Annotated in this window: 14 protein-coding genes; 11 read left to right on the forward strand and 3 right to left on the reverse strand. The window is 44.8% G+C overall.

The window, feature by feature from the left end; genetic code table 11:
- Positions 1-74: 74 nt before the first annotated feature.
- From NIAKO_RS27235 to NIAKO_RS27260, 6 genes are all read left to right on the forward strand, one after another.
- A complete protein-coding gene (locus NIAKO_RS27235) occupies positions 75-914 on the forward strand; it encodes a DCC1-like thiol-disulfide oxidoreductase family protein (protein ID WP_014221680.1) in 840 nt (279 codons plus the stop codon).
- 12 nt (positions 915-926) lie between these two features.
- Positions 927-2006: an epimerase gene (locus tag NIAKO_RS27240; RefSeq protein WP_014221681.1), complete on the forward strand. Its 1080-nt coding sequence runs from the start codon at positions 927-929 to the stop codon at positions 2004-2006.
- A 62-nt stretch (positions 2007-2068) separates the two neighbouring features.
- Positions 2069-2482, forward strand: coding sequence for a CoA-binding protein (locus tag NIAKO_RS27245; protein WP_242675473.1), 414 nt, complete (start codon positions 2069-2071; stop codon positions 2480-2482).
- 189 nt (positions 2483-2671) lie between these two features.
- The gene (locus tag NIAKO_RS27250) at positions 2672-3136 is read left to right on the forward strand and encodes a hypothetical protein (RefSeq protein WP_014221683.1); all 465 of its coding nucleotides are present in this window, start codon (positions 2672-2674) and stop codon (positions 3134-3136) included.
- A gap of 69 nt (positions 3137-3205) precedes the next feature.
- The gene (locus tag NIAKO_RS27255) at positions 3206-4795 is read left to right on the forward strand and encodes a zinc-dependent metalloprotease (protein WP_014221684.1); all 1590 of its coding nucleotides are present in this window, start codon (positions 3206-3208) and stop codon (positions 4793-4795) included.
- 62 nt (positions 4796-4857) lie between these two features.
- Positions 4858-5331 (forward strand): ribonuclease H-like YkuK family protein, encoded by a 474-nt coding sequence (locus NIAKO_RS27260; protein ID WP_041349456.1) that lies wholly within the window; start codon positions 4858-4860, stop codon positions 5329-5331.
- Between the two features lie 93 nt (positions 5332-5424).
- On the opposite strand, the gene yihA is transcribed toward NIAKO_RS27260, so the two are convergent.
- On the reverse strand, positions 5425-6078 hold the full coding sequence (gene yihA / locus NIAKO_RS27265) for a ribosome biogenesis GTP-binding protein YihA/YsxC (protein WP_014221686.1): 654 nt from the start codon (positions 6076-6078) through the stop codon (positions 5425-5427).
- A gap of 152 nt (positions 6079-6230) precedes the next feature.
- Between yihA and ubiE the strand changes: the two genes are divergently transcribed.
- The 3 genes from ubiE to NIAKO_RS27280 all read left to right on the forward strand — a co-directional run bounded on the left by ubiE (position 6231) and on the right by NIAKO_RS27280 (position 9356).
- Positions 6231-6983 (forward strand): bifunctional demethylmenaquinone methyltransferase/2-methoxy-6-polyprenyl-1,4-benzoquinol methylase UbiE, encoded by a 753-nt coding sequence (gene ubiE, locus NIAKO_RS27270; RefSeq protein ID WP_014221687.1) that lies wholly within the window; start codon positions 6231-6233, stop codon positions 6981-6983.
- The gene (gene porT / locus NIAKO_RS27275) at positions 6947-7696 is read left to right on the forward strand and encodes a type IX secretion/gliding motility protein PorT/SprT (protein WP_014221688.1); all 750 of its coding nucleotides are present in this window, start codon (positions 6947-6949) and stop codon (positions 7694-7696) included. The genes ubiE and porT overlap by 37 nt, the downstream gene beginning before the upstream one ends.
- 82 nt (positions 7697-7778) lie before the next feature.
- Positions 7779-9356, forward strand: a complete 1578-nt coding sequence (locus NIAKO_RS27280) for a c-type cytochrome (RefSeq protein ID WP_014221689.1) — start codon at positions 7779-7781, stop codon at positions 9354-9356.
- 75 nt (positions 9357-9431) lie between these two features.
- Here NIAKO_RS27280 and NIAKO_RS37265 read toward each other — a convergent pair whose 3' ends face one another.
- A complete protein-coding gene (locus tag NIAKO_RS37265) occupies positions 9432-12548 on the reverse strand; it encodes a T9SS type A sorting domain-containing protein (protein ID WP_014221690.1) in 3117 nt (1038 codons plus the stop codon).
- A gap of 324 nt (positions 12549-12872) precedes the next feature.
- On the opposite strand from NIAKO_RS37265, the gene NIAKO_RS27290 reads away from it, so the two are divergent.
- Positions 12873-14672 (forward strand): tetratricopeptide repeat-containing sensor histidine kinase, encoded by a 1800-nt coding sequence (locus NIAKO_RS27290; protein WP_014221691.1) that lies wholly within the window; start codon positions 12873-12875, stop codon positions 14670-14672.
- 3 nt (positions 14673-14675) lie between these two features.
- Positions 14676-15464: a LytR/AlgR family response regulator transcription factor gene (locus NIAKO_RS27295; RefSeq protein ID WP_014221692.1), complete on the forward strand. Its 789-nt coding sequence runs from the start codon at positions 14676-14678 to the stop codon at positions 15462-15464.
- Positions 15465-15794: 330 nt separating this feature from the next.
- On the opposite strand, the gene NIAKO_RS27300 is transcribed toward NIAKO_RS27295, so the two are convergent.
- Positions 15795-17498 (reverse strand): hypothetical protein, encoded by a 1704-nt coding sequence (locus NIAKO_RS27300; RefSeq protein WP_014221693.1) that lies wholly within the window; start codon positions 17496-17498, stop codon positions 15795-15797.
- Positions 17499-17518: the final 20 nt, after the last annotated feature.

Consider the following 17518-nt stretch of genomic DNA (forward strand, 5'->3'; position numbering starts at 1 on the left):
CATAAACTACAAACAGTATTTAGCCGGTTCACCGGCTTTTATTTGAGCCTATACTTTCACTAATTTCTGAAAATATGGAAACCTCAGACAAAATCCTTATCTACGATGATGATTGTCCGCTTTGCGCAGCCTATACCAGCGCCTTTGTAAAAACGGGCTTATTAACCACAGAAGGCCGCAAATCATTTACAGCCCTTTCGCCCGAACTGTTACATAGCATCAACTGGCAACGCAGCATAAATGAAATTCCTTTGCTTGACCCGGCTACCAAACAGGTGTGGTATGGCATCGATGCCTTACTGGAAATACTGGGACAAAAATGCGCCCTCATAAAAACCATTGGCCGGGTTCGCCCCATAAACTGGTTCCTCAAAAAACTGTACAGCTTCATTTCCTATAACAGGAAAGTAATTGTTGCGGTTAAAACTTCGCCCCTGAAAGTTGATTGTACGCCTTCGTTCAATATATTTTACCGGGTATTTTTCCTGGCCATATTTCTGCTGGTGAACACCCTCCTGATCTTACCGGTACATCAACACCTGTTAACGCAGCTCCCCGGTTACACGTTATCCCTTACCCAGCTGCTGGGCCTGCATGCCGGTATGGTTGTACTCAATTGTATGCTGGCTTTGTTCTTACCCAAACGAACTGCGCTGGAATACCTGGGCCAGGTGAACATGCTTACCCTGGTGACCAATTTATTACTGATACCACTGGTATTTACCGATGCCTATATACAACCAGGCAACTGGGTTAATTATGGATACCTGATACTGGTATCGATCGTGTTCTTTCATGAATTCTTCAGGCGGATGATTTTCGCCAATATGCTCGACCGTTACTGGGTGGTGCTTACCATAAACCTGGCCTGTGTACTGGGCCTGTGCATTTGTTTGTTTATTCCTTTTTACTGATAACCGGTTTATATGAAACACAAAAAGATCGTCATTGCCGGCGGCACTGGTTTTATTGGCCAGGCAATGGCGCGGCATTTTGGAAAAGATAACCATGTAATACTGCTGAGCCGCCATCCGGTAAACAGCCATCATAACAACCACGATCAAAAACTGATAGAAGCCATAGAAGGCTATAACATTACTTATTGGCGATGGGATGGCGTTCATGTAGAAAAACACTGGCTGCAGAATATAGATGGGGCCGATGTAGTGATTAACCTCGCAGGCAAGTCGGTGAACTGCCGCTATACAGAAAAGAACAAACAACAGATCATCAACAGCCGCACCCGGTCAACCAAAACCATTGGCGACGCCATCAGGCAAACAGTGGTTCCACCTAAATTATGGATCAACGCCTCATCAGCCACTATTTACCAGCATACCACCGACAAACCGAATGATGAATTTACCGGTGCTATCAGCGACGCCAAGAATGATAATATGCCTTTTTCGTTTTTCGACAGGTTACGTTTTACCTGCAAAAAATGGCTGGGGGCTCAACAGGCTGTTCTTAACCAGGACTTCTCCGTACAGGTTTGTAAACATTGGGAAAAGGCCTTTTTTGAACAGCGCACCCCTTTTACCCGCAAGATAGCGTTGCGGGCTGCCGTTACCTTAGGACAGGGCGGTGTAATGAATCCATATTACAACCTGTTAAAGGCAGGATTAGGCGGCCACCAGGGCAATGGCAACCAGATGTACAGTTGGATACATATTGAAGACCTGTGCCGCATTGTTGAATGGTGTTATGAGCACAAAGAGGAAGAAGGTGTTATTAATTGCAGTTCGCCCAACGCAGTAACCAATGCCGATTTTATGCATACCCTGCGCCGCATCACCGGCCATAAGATCGGGTTACCGGCTTTTGCCTGGATGCTGGAAGCCGGTTCGGCCCTGATAGGCACAGAAACTGAACTGATTCTGAAAAGCAGGTGGGTATACCCGGCCAGGTTATTACAATCAGGATTTTCATTCAAGTATAACGCATTGGAACAAGCGTTAACGGAGATCGTTGGCCAAACGCCCCGGAAAAAATACCATCTTTTCTAGCAGGAGCTTGGTGCCCTGAACACATATTTCATTATTTTGTTTACCCGGAAAATATTATAGTTTTGAACCACAACCAATTGAGTAAAAAGGTTGTTGTAATGGGTATGGAAACAGGTAGTAAAAAAACGATAGTACTGGGCGCATCCGCCAATCCCGCCCGCTATAGCTTTCTGGCAATAAACAGTTTACGTAAGCATCAGCACCCGGTAGTAGCCGTGGGTCGCAGGATGGGAAAAGTACTGGATGTAGATATTATCACCGAAAAAAAGCCCCAGGAAACAATTGATACAGTTACGTTATACCTGAACCCCGCCAATCAGAAAGAATACTACGATTATATACTAAGCCTGCGCCCAAAACGTATTATATTCAACCCCGGCACCGAAAATCCGGAGTTATCCGAGCTGGCCAAAAGCAATGGCATCCAACCCATGGAGGCATGCACTTTAGTGCTCCTGAGCACGGGTCAGTACTAAATACCCATAGTAATAACTCTTAGTAGAGTTTACATTTTACACTAAGATCATTTGATTATATCCCCACTGTAAAATAACTGCATATCAGTTACGTTATACCTTTGTATTGAATCAAGGAATCGTAGATTTAGTATATCCTTAAGACCCATACCAACGTAATCCAGATCCAAGCACTAAAACCCGTACATAATGAAAAACCTGAATGCTGTAGGGCTCTTAGTGGTATGCAGTTTCGCATTCCAGTCAATAACCGCCCAGCAACAACCCGTAACCCTTAATCAAAAGCCTGCATTAAGTAAGGCCACAACACTTTCGCAACTTCCCCCCAAGCTGGAATGTAACTTTTCAGCAATGAAAGGGCTTTCTGCCTATCGTATTTCAGACAAAATAAATATGACGCTCGGCGACTTTGAATTTTCGGGCGAGTTGATTGAAAAAGTACAGTCAGCAGCCGGCGTGGTGAACATGAACATTAAGAGCATCAGTATGCCTGGCGCGCTGTGCACCGTATCGGTAATTACACAAAACGATAATACACAAAAACTGGTAGGCCGCATTGTCAATCCGAAGTCAGACGAAGTGCTGGTGCTAACGGAAGAAAACAACCGGTATTTCTGGATAAAGAAGCCTAAGCAGTATTTCATGGTTGAGTAATCATGTTGATCCGTACCCCCTGAAAACCTCAGAACACTATTTAGACATCCAAATCCGCATTGAAATCCAATGAAAACCATTTTTACCGTACTGTGTGGCCTTGCACTGGCCACAGGGGTAAAGGCACAAATCCCTCTGTTAAACAGTTATCCGGCAGCCAGAGCCACCATTTACATGGACTTTGACGGCCAGTACGTATCCGGCACTTCCTGGAACTGGAGCGGTCCCATTACCGCCCAACCTTCCGGCTTTACTCCTTCAGACATCAATGAAATGTTTAACCGGGTGGCTGAAGATTACCGCATTTTTAATGTAAACATCACTACCGACTCCAGCGTGTTCCTGGCTGCGCCGCAGTACCAACGCATTCGGGTGATTGTTACCCCAAGCTATCAATGGTATGGCAGTGGTAATGGCGGTGTTGCTTATGTGGGCTCCTTTACCTGGGGCGATGGTACACCCGCCTGGGTATTCAGCAGCCTGCTGGGTAACAACGTCAAAAGCGTGGCAGAGGCCATTTCACACGAAGCAGGTCATACCCTGGGCTTACAGCACCAGAGCGCCTATAATGCCAGCTGTGTAAAAACTGAATACAATCCCGGTACCGGTTCAGGAGAAACCAGCTGGGCGCCTATTATGGGCGTAGGCTATTATAAAAATCTTACTACCTGGCATTATGGCACCAATACCTATGCCTGTAACTATTACCAGGATGACCTGGCTATCATCTCCGGCTCGCCCAATAACTTTGGTTACCGCCCCGATGATATTGGCGATACGCATGCAACCGCCACCAGTGTTGGGTTTTCAAATACCGGTTTTGCCACCAGTGGTTTAATAAATTCCGGTACTGATAAAGACGTATTTAAATTCACCCTTACCACGCCAACCTACATACACCTGAACGCCATACCCGAGAATGTAGGCGTAAACAATTCAGGCGCTAACCTGGATATTAAATTAAGCCTGCTCGATCACAAAGCAGATACTATTGGACAATACAATCCCGCCAGCCTGGTAAGTGCGAGCCTGGACAGTAACCTGAACAGTGGTACCTATTATGTGGTGATAGAAGGTACTGCCAATGCAAACTTTGTAAAAAGCGAAAGCCTGGGTTATTATACCCTCAGCGCTTCTCCCCTTACTACCCTGCCCATCCACCGGTTTGCCTTATCAGGCAAAGCAACTGATGGCATGCACAACCTGAGCTGGACATATGAAACAGATGAACCGGTAAAAGCCATCGAGATTCAGAATTCAAAAGATGGGGTTCATTATGATGCACTGGCGCAGGTTGGTCCCGGCGCCAAAACATTTTCATGGAAACCGTTAACTGATAACGCCCCCTTCTATCGCATCAGGATCATTACAACAGCCGATGAAAAATCATACTACTCCAACACTATTGCCATTCGCGATAAAGACGATAATAAAGCTTCTGTGAAAGTAATGAGTACGGTAGTAACCAACTCCATCATAACTAATGTTGATAAGGACTGCAACTACCAGGTGCTGGATGGAACCGGCCGTTTACTGCAACGTGGTAAAATGGTAACCGGCACAAATAACATCGATATAACAAATGCACAAAAGGGCCTGATACTCCTTCGGATTCAAGGCGATATGGAGGCTACCACGCTGAAGTTAATAAAACAATAATAATCATATGTTTTGGTGAACAACGGGTTTTTCGGTAAATTCGAAAAACCCGTTTCACTATGATGTTATGGAGAAAATTTAATGGCGACCCGATTGAACTGCCAATTATCGATGCCGTTGAAAATGCTATCAAACGCGAAACTGAAAAGGGCTATCACCTTAAAGTTTGCATCGGTACCGATTCGCAGGTAAAGGGAGTAGAAACAGAATTTGCTACGGTAATTGTTTTCCTTCGTGAAGGACATGGTGGATTCATGTTCATTCACAATGAAAAAACAAGAAAGCAGTACAGTATCAAAGAAAGAATGCTGGTAGAAGTTGCCAAGAGTATTGAAATCGCTTACGACCTCTGCCACCTCTTTAATTTGTACAATGTAGACATGGAAGTGCATGCGGACATCAACACCAACCCGCATTTCAAAAGTAATGATGCGTTGAAGGAAGCCATGGGCTACATACTGGGAATGGGGTTTGCGTTTAAAGCCAAACCCGAAGCTTTTGCCAGTAGCAGCTGTGCCAACAAAGTTGTAAACTAACGAACCCTCACGCTGTAAACGGAGGGTTTTTTATTATTTGGTTGTGAATATTCACGCTTTCACAACTCAGGGCATTGTCACCTCAAAAATCACCTACTCATTCCCTGCATTAGCCGCTTCTTTATTGCAGTCTTCAATAAACGTAAGCATTTTATCTCTTCCCATTTTTTTCTCGGCACTGGTCACAAAACTCTGTGGCAGGAACTGCCAGGTTTTACGCATGGCGTCTAAAAAGTCCTTTACATTCTTGCTCACAACTTTTTGTGTTTCCTTGTCGGCTTTGGTAAATGCCAAACAAAAAGGCACTTCCCACTTGCCCAGCTGATCGCAAAAATCAAGATCCAGCTTTTGTGGATTATGACGGCTGTCGATGAGCACAAACACACTTATGAGGTTTTCGCGTTTGCGCAGGTAATTCTCGATCATTTGCTCCCATTGTTTGCGCGTTGATTGTGAAACCTTGGCAAAACCATACCCGGGCAGGTCAACCAGGTACCAGGAATCGGGTTTAACCGAGCCACCCACATGTGCCTGGGGGTAGCTTTTTATATCAAAATGATTTATTAATTGTGTTTTACCGGGCGCAGAAGACGTTTTTGCCAGCTTTTGGTTATCACACAGCATATTTATCAGCGACGACTTGCCCACATTACTACGGCCAATAAAGGCGTATTCGGGCCGGTCGGCTTTTGGGCATTTGGTATAATCAGGGCTGCTGATGAGATAGGTGGCAGATTGAATAATCATACTGCAAGATAGAACTAGTTTGCGGTTTCAAGTTTTTGGTTTGTGGTTCTGCCCCTTCATTATGCCCCGATTTTATTTAAACTTTCCGAATTTCGGCCACTCAACTTCAAACAACAAACCTCAAACTACAAACTGTATTATCTTTGCCCCCCATGTCTAAATATTCACACGATAATATAGTGCCCTTCAACGAGTCGCAGCAAAGCAAAAAAGAGCAGGTAGCGGCTATGTTTGACCAGATAGCATTCCGGTATGATTTCCTGAACCGCTTTTTATCGGGCGGTATAGATGTAAGCTGGCGTAAACGCGCCATCCGCGAATTGAAAGAAATTAAGCCCAATAAGGTACTTGATGTAGCTACCGGCACGGCCGATGTGGCCATTATGACCGCCAGGTACCTGAACCCCGAAAAAATAATTGGCATAGATATTTCGGAGGGAATGCTCAATTTGGGGCGTCAAAAGGTTGATAAATTATTGCTATCTAAGCAAATAGAATTGTTAAAGGGCGATAGTGAGGCAATAAACTTTCCCAACGGCACGTTTGATGCCATTACCGTGGCTTTTGGTGTACGGAATTTCGAAAACCTTGAAAAAGGGCTGGCTGAAATGTACCGGGTACTAAAACCAGGCGGTAAAGCAGTGATCCTTGAATTTTCAAAACCCCGCAGGAAGGGATTTAAAGGTTTATATAACCTGTACATGAACATCATTGCCCCGCGTGCGGGTCAGTGGGTTTCGAAGAACAAGGACGCGTATCAGTATTTAAATCAATCAGTTAAAGCATTTCCTGAAGGCGAAACATTTCTACATATTTTACAACAAGTTGGGTTTAAGAATACGACACTAAAACGGCTGAGTTTAGGAATATGTACAATTTATTGCGGCTCAAAAACCGCCAATTAAACAGATGGGCAGCAGGGCTATTGCTTTTGATCGCCTCACAACAGGTAAATGCTCAATTAAGAGATGAGTTAAATCTACCTGACCATGATAGTAAAACCTACTATCTGGGTATCGGTCTTATTTATAATAATGCCAGGTTCCAGGTAAGCCAGCATCCGTCATTTCTTACGAGTGACAGTGTAATGGTGGTGGAACCGGAAAATACCGGCGGGTTTGGCCTGGCAGGTATGCATACCCTGCGTTTGTCGCCCCGGTTTGAGCTCCGGGCTATCTTCCCCCAGTTATTATTTGCCTATAAGAATCTCACCTACCACATAAAATATCCCGATCCTAACAGGAACGAAACCCCGGTGATGACCAAACGGGTAGAGAGTATCCTGATAGGGTTACCCCTGCACCTCAAGTTCCGCAGCGACCGCATCAACAACTTCAGGGTGTACATGTTTGGCGGTGGCAAGATCGAGTATGACCTGGCTTCCAACTCAACAGCCCGTAAGGCAGAAGACCTGGTAAAGCTGAAGAAGTTCGATTATGGGGTTGAAGCGGGTGTGGGGTTCAATTTTTACTTCCCCGTATTTATTCTGTCGCCTGAGATCAAGATCAGTAACGGGCTTGGCAATATCCATTCCCGCGACCCGAATCTTAAATACTCCAGCGCTATCGACAAGTTGAATTCCCGCATGGTTGTTTTCTCGCTTATCTTTGAGGGCTAAGAAAAGGACACAGGAAAAGTAATCAGACAGAATTGTACAGGCATCAGAGGCCTGTACCTGTTATTACTTTAATCAGCCCCCAATGAGAAAATCCCTACTCGTAATCGGTTTGCTGGCAGGCATCGTATATGCCTGTAACCAGCGAGACAAAACCGCATCGCATTTACTAAGTACCGGTAATTTACCAACCCAGGTCTTTAGCATTGACATTACAAAGGATACCGTGCTGCATACAAAGAAAGGCGCGTTGATCCGCATTCCGCATGGCGCGTTATCGTCTGCTACCAATCCGGTTCAACTGGAAATAAAAGAAGCATACACCATGCAGGACATCCTGAAGGGTGGATTAACCACTATGAGCAACGGCCAGCCGTTGAGCAGTGGTGGCATGATCTATATAAATCCTGTTGGTGATAATAAGGTAGCCATTAAACTGCCCATTTCAATTGCTACCCCTACCCCATTCCTTGAGAGCAGCATGCAATTATACAGGGGCGAGGTTAATGAGGACAGTAGCATTAATTGGGTTGAACCCAAACCACTGGGAGAGAACCTCCAGCTTACGGCATTAGACAGCGGGAGAATTTTGTTTAAAAACTGCGCCTCCTGTCATGCCCTGGGTCATGATCTTACAGGCCCCGATCTGGCCCATATTCTCACCCGGCCGGGTCCGCCCCGTCATTCAAAAGATGCTGGTAATATTTACAGTTTCACCCGCAATCCGGTAAAGACGCTTCATACCGCAAACCCTTACCAACGCTATTACCGCTGTTTGAAAAATAAGTTTGGCGGCGTTGTGATGACCACCTTTGATTTAACCGACAGAGAGCTTGATAATTTATACAACTATATCGAAAACGAATCGGAACGCTTGCATTTACCTGCACCAGACAATGGCATTTTGAAATGCATGAAAGGATGTGAATTATATTTAAAAGCAACTGCTCACTGGAGAGATGTAAAAGCAAAACTGGAAAAAGAAGCTGTTGAGATGGCAGTAGAAAAAACAGCACCAACGGCAGATACTACAGGCCTGCCGGTAAAAGTTTCAGCCGAAACAAATAAATCGTTGTATTATCAATTTACTGTAAAGGCATTTGGCTGGTATAATATAGATATGCTCTTAAAGAACACAACGGATGTTATACAAAGCGTACTTCGGGTAAAAATCCAGGGACAATACAAAGAAAAGTTCAATTTATATTTAGTTATCCCTTCTGCAAAGGTGCTGCAATCAGGTGGCCCTGTAGAGGACCAGCAAGATTTGTATAGCTTTTATACGATCGATGGCACTATTCCTCTGCCGCTGAATACCAGGGCCTTTATAATAGCTATGGGCGAACACGACGACCAGATCACCTTTGCAAAAACGGAATTCATTACAAAAGAAAAGCAGGAGTTTACGCTTGAGCTAACCACTATCTCCAAAGAAGCATTTCAGCAACAGATGGCTTCGCTGCCATTGAGCGATCTTACTATTACCGCCAATGACACTAAACATTCAGCGGAGCTGAGAAAAGCGGTTAAAGAGTTGAAAAATGCAGAACAGCTAAAACCTAAAAATTGTGATTGCGATTGTTTTATAGACAACCCACCCGTTACAACAGATTCCGACCATGTAATAGAATATCAGGGCAAATTTGAAGGAAATGAATATTAGATATAAACAAAACAGCTGTCCCGGTTCATCAGGACAGCTGTTGCTCTATTACAACATCCTCATTAGGCAATTACTTTATTTTACTTTCTGAACCTTTTGATTTAAGATCACTTCATTATCTACGATCAACTGCAACACATATACCCCGCTTGCCAGCGCAGTGGAAGGATGCACCGGAATGTTATTGTTACCTGCCATCAGCACACTATTCAACCTATACATTTCACGACCGGTTAAATCAACAATCCGCACAGTAGCCGGTGATACCTTATCTGAATTTACCTGTACCCGCAAGGTGTTCTCAAAAGGATTAGGAGTTACTGACAACACCGAAATGTTTCGGGTATTATTCACCAGCCTGATCACACTGGTGTATTTAATCTTTCCATCAATATCAACCATACGCAAGCGATACCAGGCGTATTTCGCCACCGCTCTGCTATCTGTATAATTATATTTAATGCGGAAATTGCTGTTGCCCGTTGCTTTTACGGTTCCTATTTCAGTAAACAAACGTCCGTCATCGCTGCGTTCCACCACAAAACGATCCACCTGGTCTTCGGTAGTTGTTTCCCAGGTAAGCTTTGATTGCTCCTCTTCATACCTGCCCGTGAAATACAACAACGTTACCGGCAGGGCCGTGCTCACTACAACGGTAGCCGCAGAACTGCTTACACAACCCGAGCCCGAAAACGAAATGGCGTTTACCTGAATATTATAGGTACCTGCCGTATTGAACGGATAGGTGGTCATAGCCAGGTTACTTCCGGTTCCCCATTGCGATACCGTATAGTTGGTAGTAGTGGTGCTTGCATCTGCCACCGCATATAAAAACCCGGAAGTGGAAGGCGAAACTGTATAAGGAACTGTTTGCCCCGTATGTATGTTGGAGGAGGTAGGCGATATGGAAGGCGTTGGAATAGCCGGGCAACCTACTGTAGTACTCGAGCTGCAATCGGTTTTTTCGGCATTACCGGTTGCCTGCGACGTTACGGTTAATACCCCGCCGGCATATATTATGCTCCGGTAATTGGAGTTTACAGTTATACTCCACGAAGTAGCGGCAGCAATGGAGGCTTCACCAATACTATCCCCATCTATATACAGGCGAACTTTTCCCGTAAAGGAGCTGGGGAAAGTTCCGGAAATCGTATTATCAGAGGCTTTATACGTACCGGTAATGGAAGGACAAACCGTGGTAGGTGCCAAGGCAGCCGCAGCGTTGGAGGACGGGCTGATACAGCCACCGTTTGTTAAAGTAGCCGTATAACTTTTTCCGGATACCGGCGTATAATTCAGGCTCCAGGTACCATTAGCCTGAACGGTAGTTGTTCCTACGCTTACCCCGTTTTCCAGTACGGTAATGGTTGAACCCGCTGCTTCACCCGATGTGCCGGAAATGGCAGTGGCGGATGAACTAAGATTGCCGTTATTATCCGTAGTGATAACAGGAGAGGTTATAAAACAACTGACAGTGCGGGTAGCAGCTGCACTGGCACAGGCATCTGTAACAGTTGAAAGCGCCATTACAGAAACCACATCGCCTGTTGTAAGCGCCAGGTTGGTGAATGAATAATTTCCACCGGTAGCGGTTGTTGTTCCCTGCAATTTACCATTGGTATATAACCAAACTGTTGAACCGGCAACAGCCGTACCGGATACGGTGGTGGCGCCGGTATAGATCGTTGTTTGCGAAATAACGGGAGTGGCAGTCGTGATAGGCGAAGCATCATTGACACAAACAAAGGTCCCAGCCGACTCACATTTTCCCGATTCTGTAACAGTGATGATGTAGGTGCCTTTATTCAAGTCCTTACCGCCACCGCTACAGGCAGTTTGGCCACTTTGCGAGTTAACGTCGTCGTACCGGAAAGTGGTAGTAGTGGGATAGGTAACTTTATAAGTGGTAGTAGCATCATCTGCAAACAGGGTAACGCCAGCTGTAGTTACCTGGTAAATTTTAACGCTGGTATTTAATGCGCGGGTACCCTCAAAGCCCCGCTCACTGGAACAGGTTATTGCAAAACCGGTAGTAGAAGAGGTATTGGCCGGGGTACAATTAAGCACTTTCACACTCGATGATTGCAGACATTGCGATTCGCCTGTGGCCTGCGCCTTCGCATACAGCACATCTCCGCTTACTACAGTAATGCCACTGATGGTCCAGGTATTGGTAGAGGTAACAGTGGTAGTACCTGCAGCTATACCATTCTTAAATAAAGTGATGGTGGCAGTTGAAGGTTTTGAGGCATCCAGCGCCGTCCAGCTACCCGAAACAGAAATACCCGCACCGGCCTGAATAGGACCGTTGAGGGTAGGTGCGGCTGTACAAGCGGGGCCTACGCCGCCACCGCCGCTGTTGATGCTGCTTAATGTATAAGTTGGCGTATTTGTTACGGCTGCTTCCCAGCTCTTCATAGGATCTTTATACTGGGAATCATCTACTCCATAAATATCCGATTTAGGACCACCAATAGCAGGCTTTGGCGCCATTACCGTGGTAGCTACCATGCGCAATGGTGTGCCGGCGGTAACGCCCAGCGCACTGATGGGCACATAAAAATCGTAAAAGTAATCCGGTGTACCAGATACGGTTGACAATGCTATCGAGATCTGCGAGTTGGAATTGATAGGATAGCTGCTCATCAGGGTGGGTGTGCTCGCCCCATCCACATTATACACTGCTACGCGAAAATTGGTTTCCAGTACTACTTCCAGTTCAAAACCCGGGTTACCATTAACGCCTGTAGTAGCAGCCTGGTAATTAGGGTCGGCGTAGGCGCCGGTACTGCCTATTTTCCCATCTGTATCAATCAGCACACTATACCCTTTTGAGCCACTCACTACGTTACCTACCCGCAGCCGGAACAACAGGTTGGTGCCATCGTTGTAAATATAAAAACCACTGCCGTCTACCTGGCGCACCAGGTCGCTGTACATTTGCGCAGGACCACGTAACAGATCGGAAGTGGGTTCCGGGAAAGCCGGCGGAACAATTTTATAAGGGACCTCACTTTCAGTGATATCGCTGCTTACAAAACCATTCGTGGAAGAAGAAGAAAAACCATCCCCGTTCGGGTTCAATGGCGTTGCGCCCGCACCAGCTGCAGGACGAATAATGATGCCGGGCGATTGTGCAAAGCTGTTTCCAATAAATAATAGCAAAAACAAAAAGAGTAGACCTGATCTCATAGCATGGGGGGTTAAATTTTATTTGCTGAGATGGTCCTTCAATATTGCAGGTAAACAGGTCAGAGATACGTTTATAAACGTATTGAAGTTTGCAAGTTATATAATGATATTCATATATTTATTATTGTTTTAATTTAGAAATAATAATCCAGTATATGCAATTGTAAATCAAACAAATAATTTATCATAAATAAATAATCAGCCCATTCCACAACAACTTATAATTTAACCATATACTTTCTGCATTTCAATTACTTTTGCAGACAAACCCTTTTCTTCCTGAAATGTAGCCAAACATACCTGCGGATAATAACCCTGTTGCTGGTGTATTATGGTTTTTCTCCAGCGCATGCACAGGAACGCCTGAAAAAACAGGATAGTCTCAAAAAACTGTTGGCTGTTCAACACGACGATACCAATAAAGTCAAACTGCTTAACAAGCTTGCCAACACCTATTTTCAAAACAATAAAGATTCTATTTATTATTATTCTTCCCAGGCTGTTCAACTGGCAAAAAAACTCTCCTATCGCCGGGGTGAAGCAATGGGCGAAGCCCACCTGGCTTCTTATTACCGCATGCAGGGCGAATACACAACCGCCGTTAATAAACTACTGTACAGTATCTCCATTAATGAACAACAGCATGACCTTCTTGCAGCCGGTGACCGGTATGTAGATCTGTCACAGATTTATAAAGACATGGTAGGCGCTACCAGTACGCTTGAGTACATCAATAAAGGAGTATGGTACAGCCAATATGCTTATAACCTGTTTAATAACTTACACGATACATTGGGCATGGTGGAAAGCCTGAACCAGACTGGCATTTTGTACCGCGACCGGGCAAAAATAAAAGGCCAGGAAAAATATTATGATTCTGCTTATGCCGCCTATATAAAGGCAGTGGCTATGGTGGAACGATCAGGAATAAACAGGGGCGCTTTAAGCAAATTATACAACAACATCAGCCAGGTATATAATGAGTACTGGAAAAATTATCAAAAAGCGTTGGATTACCTGCTCAAGGCCGAAGAATTGAACAGAAATGCCCATAACCTTTCGGGCCTCTCTTTCAATTATGGCAACATTTCACTGGCTTATATTAAACTGAACCAGCCGGCTCAGTCGTTGGTATATGCCCGCAAAACGCTTGAAACAGCCCGGCTGCTCAACGTGCCCGAAAGATTGCGGAATGCCTATAACTCCATGTCAAATTCTTTTGCAGCTACTCACCGGTACGACTCTGCTTTATATTATTACAAACAGGCTGATGCACTCGACGACTCGCTGAATAACGTGGCCAAGACCAATGAGGTGATGGCCTTACAAACTAAATTTGAAACCAGAAAAAAGGAATCGGAGATACAGCAACTGCATACAGACAGCCTTGTCAAAAACAGGCAGATCGTTTTCCTGGTTTCGGCACTGGTGATCTTTGCGCTGTTGGCAGTATGTATGGTTTGGTTGTATTATCGTATAAGAAAACAACGGGAGCAAATAACGGGGCAATCAAAAAAACTGGAAGTAATGATGAAGGAGCTGCATCACCGGGTTAAGAACAACCTGCAGATCGTGAGCAGCCTGCTGAGCCTGCAAACCTATAAGGTACAGGATGAGGAAGCCGTGCTTGTTTTAAAAGAAAGCCAGCAACGCGTACAGGCCATGAGCTTTATTCATCAACGCCTGTACAAAACTGAATCGCTCACCGCCGTAAATATGAAGGAATACCTCACCGACCTGGCGGAATCGCTGGTATCGTCATACGGGTTTAACCGCGACGATTTTGACCTGCACATTACAGTGGATAAAGAAATGCTGGATATTGACAAGGCTTTGCCCATTGGCCTCATCATCAATGAGCTGATGACAAATTCCCTGAAATACGCTTATAGCGGGGTTTACCGGCCCGCCCTGAACATTACCCTCACCGAAGAAGATACAAAACTGGTTTGCACTATAAAAGACAATGGAGTTGGCCTTGACGAACAGCAATGGAAAACAACAAAAAAATCCTTTGGCAAACAGCTGATAACGGCACTATGTAAACAGCTGCGGGCGCAGCAATCGCTGGTGGTGAATACCGGTACGCAGTTTACGATAACCATTCCAAAACAAGCAGCTTAAAAAATGTCGGCCGAGAAAGTAAACATCCTGATAGTAGAAGATGAAAGCATAGTGGCGCTGGACCTTGCCAGTGGCCTGGAGCATGATGGGTATAACATTGCTGGTATTGCCGATAATGCGGAGGAAGCGCAACAGTTGTTTACCGAAAACGACGTTGATATTGTTTTAATGGATGTAAACATCATCGGCGAAAAAGACGGCATCGATACTGCTATAGAAATACTGAAACAAAAAGCGGTTCCCATCATTTATCTTACAGCATTTACAGATGCCACCACCATTGAACGGATAAAACAAACCCATCCCGCTGCCTTTTTATCAAAGCCTTACAGCCTCACCAATGTACGCATAGCCATTGACCTGGCGGTGAACAATTTTGCCGTTTCACGCGAACAACAATCCACCGGAAAGATCATTCCCCTCGATAAAGATGGCAGCCGCAGCACCGGTTCGCCCGAGAAGGAAATGATTTTGCGGATGCACGATCATATTTTTGTAAAGCACAATTACGCCTTTGTAAAATTAAAGCTTAGCGAGCTGCTGTATATTGAAGCCGATAACAATTACACCTCTATCGTTACCATCGATAAGAAATTCCTACTGCGTTTATCCCTGAACCAGTTACAGGAAAAGATCAACTACAAGGCGCTGGTGCGCATCCATCGTTCCTATGCGGTAAACATCAACGCTATACAGTCCTTTAACGAGCAGGAGGTAGAGGTGAACCAGCAGCACCTGCCCATTGGAAGAAATTACAAGGAAGAATTCCTGAAGCAATTCGATTTCAGGTAATTACCCATCCCTCCCCCCCTTCAGGGGTCCATTCACATACAAAATCCTGTCGTTTACATACAAGCGATCCTATTATCCCCAGCCAGGCTATAGTTTAGCACCCGGTTAAAACAACGGTGTCCAAAAGGAAAAGGAAACATAAACGGGAGTTCTGATTAGTAAACAGGTCTATTAAAAAGGTGGTTCCACGGTGATACCCTATAAACCCGGTCGGTGTATCACCGATGAAAAAAAGCAGGTGGCAATTATGCCGCCTGCCTTTTTATTTAAGATTGACTTGCTTTTGTATTTCGCGTTAAGCGTTTTGCGTTAAGCGTTCCGCGTTCAGCTTTAGTAATCGTATTCTCTTCTGAACATATTCCACCGTACTCCGGCTGTAAATACCGAAACGTTTCTATTGCTTATTTCAGGCACGCCTGATTTATAATTCCTGATCAACGCCGATCCTTCGAGGAACAGGTTTTCCTTTACTTCATAAGATACCAGTACCTGCGCATTTACACCGGTGGCTTGTGGGCCATTGGGTATTTTGTAACCATAATCACCTGCCGGGCGGTACATATAATTCATGAATATATTGGAACCTACATTGCTGTTAAGCGTATCGGTACCTTGTTTCCAAACGATCAGGCGGGCGCTGGTTGTCCATTTGGGATGTGGCTGATACCGGATGATACCGATTGCCTCTATAAAATTAGCGCCTAAAGGATGCGCCAGCGGTTGATTGTAATGGGTATAATTAGCTATGCTATCGAAGTGAGTATAAGTAAAGGGCCGGGTAAGGTTCAGTTCGCCCTGCAGATCGAGGTTCTTCACCCCAAATGCATTGATGTATTTAGCGCCGGCCTGAATGCCAAACTTATTGCCCCACCAGCCATTTCCTGCCTTTAATTCTTTTGTAACCAGTTCATCCAGCAACAATTGACCATATAACTGTACCCGTTTGGCTATATTGGCTTTCAGGTCAATACCCACAAAGGCATTGTCGGGACTGCCATTCTCCTGCTCGGCCAGGCGTAAAAATATGACGGGATTCAAATAGCTGAATTCAAAATGATTCTTCCGTCCAAAGATCACCGATTCGAAAACTCCGATATTCAACCATTTGGTAACGTCCATACTCAAATGATGCATGGCCGCATATTTCTTATCGAGCAGTTTATTACCGGCGCTGATATTCACCGTTTGTGGTACTAACTCGGTGAACAGGTTCATATAGTTGAATTTCCAGATGCGGGTATTGATCTTCAGGAACAGGTAACTATTGCCAAAGTCGCTCAGGAATAAACTGCGATAGCCATTACCGATAAAGTTCTTATCGTAACCAAATTGAAAATCCAGGTATTTGATGGCGGTGAAATTGATCGACCCACGGGCATCCAGGTAATCATTACCGGTTTTATTATACGCTTTATAAAATCCGGCACCCGGTACCGCATCAAACGTATGTACCCTTTCCTGTACAAAAAGCGGCCCCCGCTCCTGGTTATCGGTCATGTAGGCACTAAAGCCCAGTCTTTTGGAGATCATGCCCCTTACCGATAATCCTTTTGAAGTAAAGAAAACCTGGTCGGGCGATTTATCACCGCTTTCCCCTGAGAATGTTGTCTGAAATACCGGGTTCACCACAAAGAAAAAATCCTTTACATTGACCTCAATTAAATTGGCCTTTGTTTTATAAAATACATTCCAGATACTCTTTTTACTTTTAAAATCGCTGGTATCTGTACTGGTTACCCATTCGGAATTGTTCATGAATAAACTACGCAGGTTGTATTGATCTACTTTGGAGAGCGAAAGGCCACCTGCTTTTTGTAAAGAATCGGCATATTCCCCCACCCGCACCGCAAATTTCCGGCTCATGGGTTTAACCGTAGAAAGATTCAGATCATCGTTACTTTGCAGCATTATTTCAAGACGGTTCAAAAAAGGCTGGTGTTTGGAGCCCTGAGGCAAATAAGTTGATTGTGCAAACAATCCGAAGGGAAATAATAAAAACAGTAAGCGGACAATAGTTTTTACAATATATTGCATGGCCCGTATTTAAAAATATA

The sequence above is a fragment of the Niastella koreensis GR20-10 genome, assembly GCF_000246855.1.
GTDB lineage: Bacteria > Bacteroidota > Bacteroidia > Chitinophagales > Chitinophagaceae > Niastella > Niastella koreensis.

Excerpts from the sequence above, each read along its gene's own strand:
- NIAKO_RS27235 (WP_014221680.1), top strand. The coding sequence starts at position 75 with ATGGAAACCTCAGACAAAATCCTTATCTACGATGATGATTGTCCGCTT.
- NIAKO_RS27240 (WP_014221681.1), top strand. The coding sequence starts at position 927 with ATGAAACACAAAAAGATCGTCATTGCCGGCGGCACTGGTTTTATTGGC.
- NIAKO_RS27250 (WP_014221683.1), top strand. The coding sequence starts at position 2,672 with ATGAAAAACCTGAATGCTGTAGGGCTCTTAGTGGTATGCAGTTTCGCA.
- NIAKO_RS27255 (WP_014221684.1), top strand. The coding sequence starts at position 3,206 with ATGAAAACCATTTTTACCGTACTGTGTGGCCTTGCACTGGCCACAGGG.
- NIAKO_RS27260 (WP_041349456.1), top strand. The coding sequence starts at position 4,858 with ATGTTATGGAGAAAATTTAATGGCGACCCGATTGAACTGCCAATTATC.
- yihA (WP_014221686.1), bottom strand. The coding sequence starts at position 6,078 with ATGATTATTCAATCTGCCACCTATCTCATCAGCAGCCCTGATTATACC.
- ubiE (WP_014221687.1), top strand. The coding sequence starts at position 6,231 with ATGTCTAAATATTCACACGATAATATAGTGCCCTTCAACGAGTCGCAG.
- porT (WP_014221688.1), top strand. The coding sequence starts at position 6,947 with ATGTACAATTTATTGCGGCTCAAAAACCGCCAATTAAACAGATGGGCA.
- NIAKO_RS27280 (WP_014221689.1), top strand. The coding sequence starts at position 7,779 with ATGAGAAAATCCCTACTCGTAATCGGTTTGCTGGCAGGCATCGTATAT.
- NIAKO_RS37265 (WP_014221690.1), bottom strand. The coding sequence starts at position 12,548 with ATGAGATCAGGTCTACTCTTTTTGTTTTTGCTATTATTTATTGGAAAC.
- NIAKO_RS27295 (WP_014221692.1), top strand. The coding sequence starts at position 14,676 with ATGTCGGCCGAGAAAGTAAACATCCTGATAGTAGAAGATGAAAGCATA.
- NIAKO_RS27300 (WP_014221693.1), bottom strand. The coding sequence starts at position 17,498 with ATGCAATATATTGTAAAAACTATTGTCCGCTTACTGTTTTTATTATTT.